Annotated in this window: 4 protein-coding genes and 1 pseudogene; all 5 read right to left on the bottom strand. The window is 35.5% G+C overall.

Annotation, left to right across the window (positions count from 1 at the left end; translation table 11 throughout):
- Nucleotides 1–744 (bottom strand): annotated as a pseudogene (locus tag ACIR131C_RS26175) (hypothetical protein); the annotation flags it as partial.
- Nucleotides 745–937: 193 nt separating this feature from the next.
- Nucleotides 938–2,863, bottom strand: a complete 1,926-nt coding sequence (mnmG, locus tag ACIR131C_RS0116290; protein ID WP_028091061.1) for a tRNA uridine-5-carboxymethylaminomethyl(34) synthesis enzyme MnmG — start codon at nucleotides 2,861–2,863, stop codon at nucleotides 938–940.
- A gap of 261 nt (nucleotides 2,864–3,124) precedes the next feature.
- Nucleotides 3,125–3,784, bottom strand: coding sequence for a type II restriction-modification system restriction endonuclease (locus tag ACIR131C_RS0116280; RefSeq protein ID WP_028091059.1), 660 nt, complete (start codon nucleotides 3,782–3,784; stop codon nucleotides 3,125–3,127).
- Between the two features lie 7 nt (nucleotides 3,785–3,791).
- Complete coding sequence (locus ACIR131C_RS0116275; protein ID WP_028091058.1) at nucleotides 3,792–4,964, bottom strand: DNA cytosine methyltransferase; 1,173 nt, start codon at nucleotides 4,962–4,964, stop codon at nucleotides 3,792–3,794.
- A gap of 25 nt (nucleotides 4,965–4,989) precedes the next feature.
- Nucleotides 4,990–5,901: a restriction endonuclease gene (locus ACIR131C_RS0116270; protein ID WP_028091057.1), complete on the bottom strand. Its 912-nt coding sequence runs from the start codon at nucleotides 5,899–5,901 to the stop codon at nucleotides 4,990–4,992.
- Nucleotides 5,902–6,041: the final 140 nt, after the last annotated feature.

Here is a 6,041-nt window from a genome sequence, read left to right as displayed (position 1 = left end):
TGTGGCAATTGCAACCTGGGGAACAGGAGGTAAATTATTGCCAGCTATCGGTAAGGGAGAAGCTTTAATTTGTGGTTGGGTAATTTGCTGTTGCGTACTTGGTAAAGGTAAGCTATTATTTGGCTTAAAACTAACATTAGTCAATTTTGGTTTGACTGTAGTTGTGTAATTGCTCTTTTCTTGCTGTTCTATCAGTAAAAAAGCAGATAACATATAGTTCACTAAATCTAATTTAGAATCTGATTTCAGATTAACAGATCCTAGCGTCTGGTTGTTTTGTGAACTAGAATTTAACTGAGTATCCGCTGTATTTAATAGGGCAAAGTTCATTAGGCAAAGCGTACATAATGTAGCCATAGACCAACCTAATCCCATATATGTTAGTTTATCTAAACCACTGGTTTGTGATCTCTCTGTAGTAGTAATTGCTCCCGGAAAGGAAGAATTAACTACTAGGTCTGTTTTTAGTGGACTTTTAACAAGTGAAGCAGACGTTAATGAGTGCTTGACTTTTGGTGATAAACTTGCGTCTGTCCTGATTAATCCCCCGTTGCAATTATGTATATATTTTTCCTCAGTTTGATCACAATTCTCCTCACTGCTACCATCGAGAATGGTATCAATATCAGCAAAAATTTCGTTCATTAAGCTTTCAGCACAGGTTTCTATTGAACAAAGCTCTTCTGTAACGAAATTTTTCCCTGCTTCTGAATTAAGTAAATCAGTGCTAGATGTTAGTAACATATATGCTTTTGTGGTTGTATCTGAAAATATGAAAATAATGAAAAAATCAAGCTATTGCGGAAATTCACTAACTTTCTTCATTAAACAACTAATCTTGGTTTTTGTGAATACAGGAATTTATTAAATAAATAGTATTAAATATTACTTTTATCATGATTACCTAGCGGTAACTCATGAATTACCGCTACTCTTGTTAAGACAGAATTACTGAGGTTGGGGTGGCTTTAGTGATGTTATTTTTAGATATTTCTAAGTATATCAAAAGGGCGTTGATATCTGCCGGGTTAACACCACCAATTCTCGCAGCTTGTCCAATAGTTAAGGGTTGGACTTTATTCAACTTTTCCCTCGCTTCCTTCGATAAAGTATCAATGGTTGAGTAGTCCAAATCACTAGGTAGCTGGCGATTTGCTTGACGGGCAACTTGGTCAATTTGGTTTTGCTGTCTTGCTAAATAACCAGCATACTTGATATCAATTTCCGCTCCTTCTTTTTCCGCTTGTTTGAGGTTGGGGTTATGGAGTCCGTAACGTTCCAAGTCAATGTAATGGATACCTGAACGACGCAGTAAGTCAGCGAGGGTAATAGAACCTTTAATAGCTTGTTGGGTATCATCTGCGATCGCTTGTCCTACTGCCTCATTTTCCTTTATTCTAGTACAATGCAGTCGTTCTTTCTCCGCAGTAATTTGTGCTTGTTTTTCGCTAAACAAATTCCAGCGCCTATCATCAATTAAACCAATTTCCCGTCCCAAAGGTGTCATACGCAGATCAGCATTATCAGAACGTAGTAGTAAACGATACTCTGAGCGACTCGTAAGCATTCGATAAGGTTCTCGTAAATCCTTCGTACACAGGTCGTCAATTAACGTACCAATATAACTTTGTTCACGGGGAAAAATAATCATTTCTTCACCCCGTACAAACCGCGCTGCATTGATTCCTGCCACTATCCCTTGAGCAGCAGCTTCTTCATAACCTGTAGTCCCGTTTACCTGTCCGGCACAAAATAATCCGGGAACTTTCTTAGTCATCAAGGTGGGAAAACACTGGGTTGCAGGTAAATAATCATACTCTACTGCATAGGCAGGACGTAACATTACACAATTTTCTAAACCTGTCAAACTCCGCAACATCAAAATTTGCAAAGTTTCTGGTAAACCAGTAGAAAAACCCTGAATGTATAATTCAGGAATATCTCTTCCTTCCGGTTCAATAAAGATTTGGTGACTTTCTTTATCTACAAAGCGGACAATTTTATCTTCAATACTCGGACAATAACGGGGACCGGTTGCTTCCACCCAACCACCATACACAGGGGACAGATGTAAATTTTCCTGAATTAAACGATGAGTTTCTTTAGTGGTCCGAGTCATGTGACAAGGCATTTGTTCCCGTTCTACCCAGACTTCGGGGTCAAAACTGAACCACCGTACAGCGTCGTCTCCAGGTTGAATTTCCATTTTACTGTAATCAACAGAACGTTTATCAACCCGTGCTGGTGTCCCGGTTTTCAGTCTACCAGTTTCAAATCCTAAGCGGTTCAAAGTTTGTGTTAACCCTTCCGCTGCAAACTCTCCCGCGCGGCCTGCGGCCATGGATTTATTTCCCACCCAAATTTTCCCACCTAAAAACGTCCCCGTGGTGAGAATTACCGCTTTACAGTGGAAAGATACGCCAAAATAAGTTTCTAAACCAATAACTTCATTATGATCATTTAAGATTAAATCCGTCACCATCCCTTCTCTAATTGTCAAATTCTCTTGATTTTCGACAATTCCCTTCATTATCGCCGCATATTCTCTTTTATCAGTTTGCGCCCGTAATGCCCAGACCGCAGGACCGCGTGAAGAATTGAGGATGCGTTTTTGTAAGTATGTCCGGTCTGCCATTTTGCCAATTTCCCCCCCTAAAGCGTCTATTTCATGGGTTAATTGGGATTTGGCAGGTCCACCCACTGCGGGGTTACAGGGTTGCCAAGCGATCTTATCTAAGTTTAGGGTCAATAGCAGAGTTCGACAACCGAGGCGGGCATTAGCCAGTGCTGCTTCACAACCTGCGTGACCTGCACCGACGACAATTACATCATAAGCGTCTGGAAATTCAGTGAAATTGTGCATGGTCTTAGTTACAAAATTAAGTTAGTTAGGAATTATGATATAAATTCCTTATTATACATTATTTTTAATTTGTCGGTAATTCGTGATCTGCTTGCAGCAGCACTTAGCGATCGCACTATACTTAAAAATAAGTTAATTCTTAGTCCGTTTCTACCAGAAAAATATAGGTTAAATAAACCACGAAGAAACGAAGACCACGAAGAAAGAGGGAAGATAGGTAATCTTATATTAGGAAGGGAGTAACTATCTTTATTCAGATTTTTACACTAATAAATTTTCTATTCCTGTTGTTGTTCCTGCTGTAGAAACTTGGATAACTCTGCTATATTGTAACCGCCATTGTAAGGCGTTAGAAATTGTTAGGTAGCCTATTTCTGGGGGTGATTGTAAAATTCGTTCTGCTAGTGCCTCGCGTCCAATTTCATCTAAAGGAAAATTACGTTCTTCTAAAAAAGCTATCACATCATCTTTATTGCCATTGCGGCGGATAATTTCTTTAATTCCATAGGTAGTTTGATAGTCTCCAGTTCTTTCTTTAGTTACAAAAACGACATTCTGACATTTTAAATTGGCAGTTAGAGAACTATGATCATCAATTTTTTCGTATGCAAATATTAATAAGTTATATCCTAAACCATAGACTTTTTGACTAGCATTTCTAAATGGACAGGAAGACTGAGGCTGTTTAATAGATGTTACTTTTAAATCTACTTCTAGTCCCGGAAAATCTATACCTAACGCAGCACTACCAAGGGTATATTCATATCTTGAGGACAGATATTGATTAAAAGTAGACTCAACATAAGTTCCCACGGCTTTACCATCTGTAACTCCGTACAAATTATAAATTTGTGTTACACTTAATTCTAAGCAAAAATTACGTGCTGCCGTTTTTAACGATTCTAGTGTTAGTAATTCCATTTTTAAATTAAATAGCCAAAGTTAATTGTTGCCAAGAAGATTTAGTAAATTCAATATTGCTTTTACCAATTCTTTGACATACCCATTCTACACAAGTAGGAACAATTGCATTACCAAATAAAGCATATTGGTCATAAATTCTCGCTATTCGACACCAATCATCAGGAAACCCCATTAATCTGGCATATTCAACATTAGTTAAACGCCGATATTTATCAGCTACTTTATAACGTTCATAATGTCTTGATGTCGAAGCAGTTAATGTTGATGCAATTCCATTAATTCCAAATATTGTATAACCTAATCTTGCGCCTCCATCTTGATTATATAATAATTCTACACCATGACAATAACGATTTACAGCTTTACTTTTTTTAATTCTTTCTAAGGTATCAGATGTAAAGTCAAATTGAGGATCTACTATTGAATCATCTTGTAAAATATCTTTTAATTTCTGTCTAGGCTTGGTATCCGGTAAAGTAGAAAGATTCAAAGTTAACATTTTATTTTTATAAGCAATTCCCCAATTGTAATTCTTACCTTTATTTTCAACTATAGGCATCATATCTTTTTCTAGTAATTCTTCTATATTTTCTAAATCAGTTAAATCTGGTTGAGTTAAGAAAACTGATGTATTTTGTAAAAGTTGATAATTTATACGCACTGAATTTAACTTAGTCCCAAAAATAAAAATCCTGTCTCTATTTTGAGGAATACCAAAGCTAATAGGACTAATAATTCTCCATTCTATAAAATAATCTAATGCTGAAAGTGCATTTAAAATCACTCGAAAATGATAGCCATTTTCCATTGTTAAAAGTCTTTTGACATTTTCTAAGAAAAAATATTTCGGTTGTTTTTTATCTATTATTTCTACAATACGCTCAAATAAAGTACCTCTCACACAATCTCTCACACCCAACTTTTTACCAGCAGGGCTAAATGGTTGACAAGGGAAACCAGCAGTTAGTAAATGATGATTGGGTATATCTGATATCGGGATTTTATTAATATCACCTAACACTAGAGAATCTTTCCCAAAATTACTTTCATAAACTTGACAACTCAATTCATTGATATCATTAGCCCATATAGTTTCAATATTAGCATTTGCCATACCCAAGCGAAAACCACCGATACCAGCAAATAATTCTACCGCTTTTAAATTCTCTGTTTTCATATATTAATTGTCTATTATTTAATAATTACTCATCTGTAAAATAATCGGAATCTATTTTTTTAATTTCGTAAATAGAGACAGTGGAAACACCCACATGATTATCAATCATTAATTGAGCTAATTCTTCTCCATCTATTAACACAATTTTACTGTCTATAATAGATACATATTCTCTTGCTTCTTGGGAAAATCTGGAAGTAGTGATAAAAACACCTTTTCTTGCTCTTTGTCCATGTAAAGCCCCGACAAACTTTTGAATTTCTGGTCTACCAACAACAGTATTATCCCATCTTTTAGCTTGAACATAAACAATATCTAAGCCTAATTTATCCTCCTTAATTATACCATCAATTCCCCCATCTCCACTTTTACCGATCGCTCTCCCTGCATCACGTCTTGAGCCACCATAACCCATTTTTACAAGTAAATCTACCACTAATCTTTCAAAAAAATCAGGTGAACAACTTTTCACACGGTTAAGTAACTCTAATTCTAATTCTTTTCTAATTTTCTGATATCCAAATTCTATAGATTCCTGGGGTGTAGTCTCTGATGTTTCTATAATTTCCGGTTCTGATTTATCATTATCTTTTTTAGTAGTTTTAAATTCTATAAACTCTGGAAATTGATTAAGAAACTTGAGATTAATTTCCGATGGATTTTGACTTAAAATCTCCTTACCTCTGTCAGTAATTTGAAAAAATCCTCTTTTGGGAGAAATAAATAAACCTGCTTTTTTCAAATAAGTTCTTGCCCAACCTACTCTATTATCAAAAACCGCTTGTTGTCCACTAGATAATAATTCCTTTCTTTCGTCATCACTTAAATTAAAAACATCAGCTAAAAATGTAATAGCGTCTCTTAAAGAATGTTCTTTACCATCACTTGCATATTGCAATAAAGGAAGCATAATAGCTTGAAAGTCAGGAATAGTCATTTTTCACAAATCAAAAAATCAAGATATTAACTTTTATACCATACTCTTGTGTTTTTTGCCAATTTAGAAATATTGATGCAAATTTTAGTAGGAACTCTTACCCAAAATTAATAAATGTAACTTTCTAACTTCTTCCTTTG

Source organism: Dolichospermum circinale AWQC131C, assembly GCF_000426905.1.
Lineage (GTDB): Bacteria > Cyanobacteriota > Cyanobacteriia > Cyanobacteriales > Nostocaceae > Dolichospermum > Dolichospermum circinale.
The sequence above is the reverse complement of the archived record's forward strand: the minus strand, read 5'-3'. Positions and strand labels throughout refer to the sequence as shown.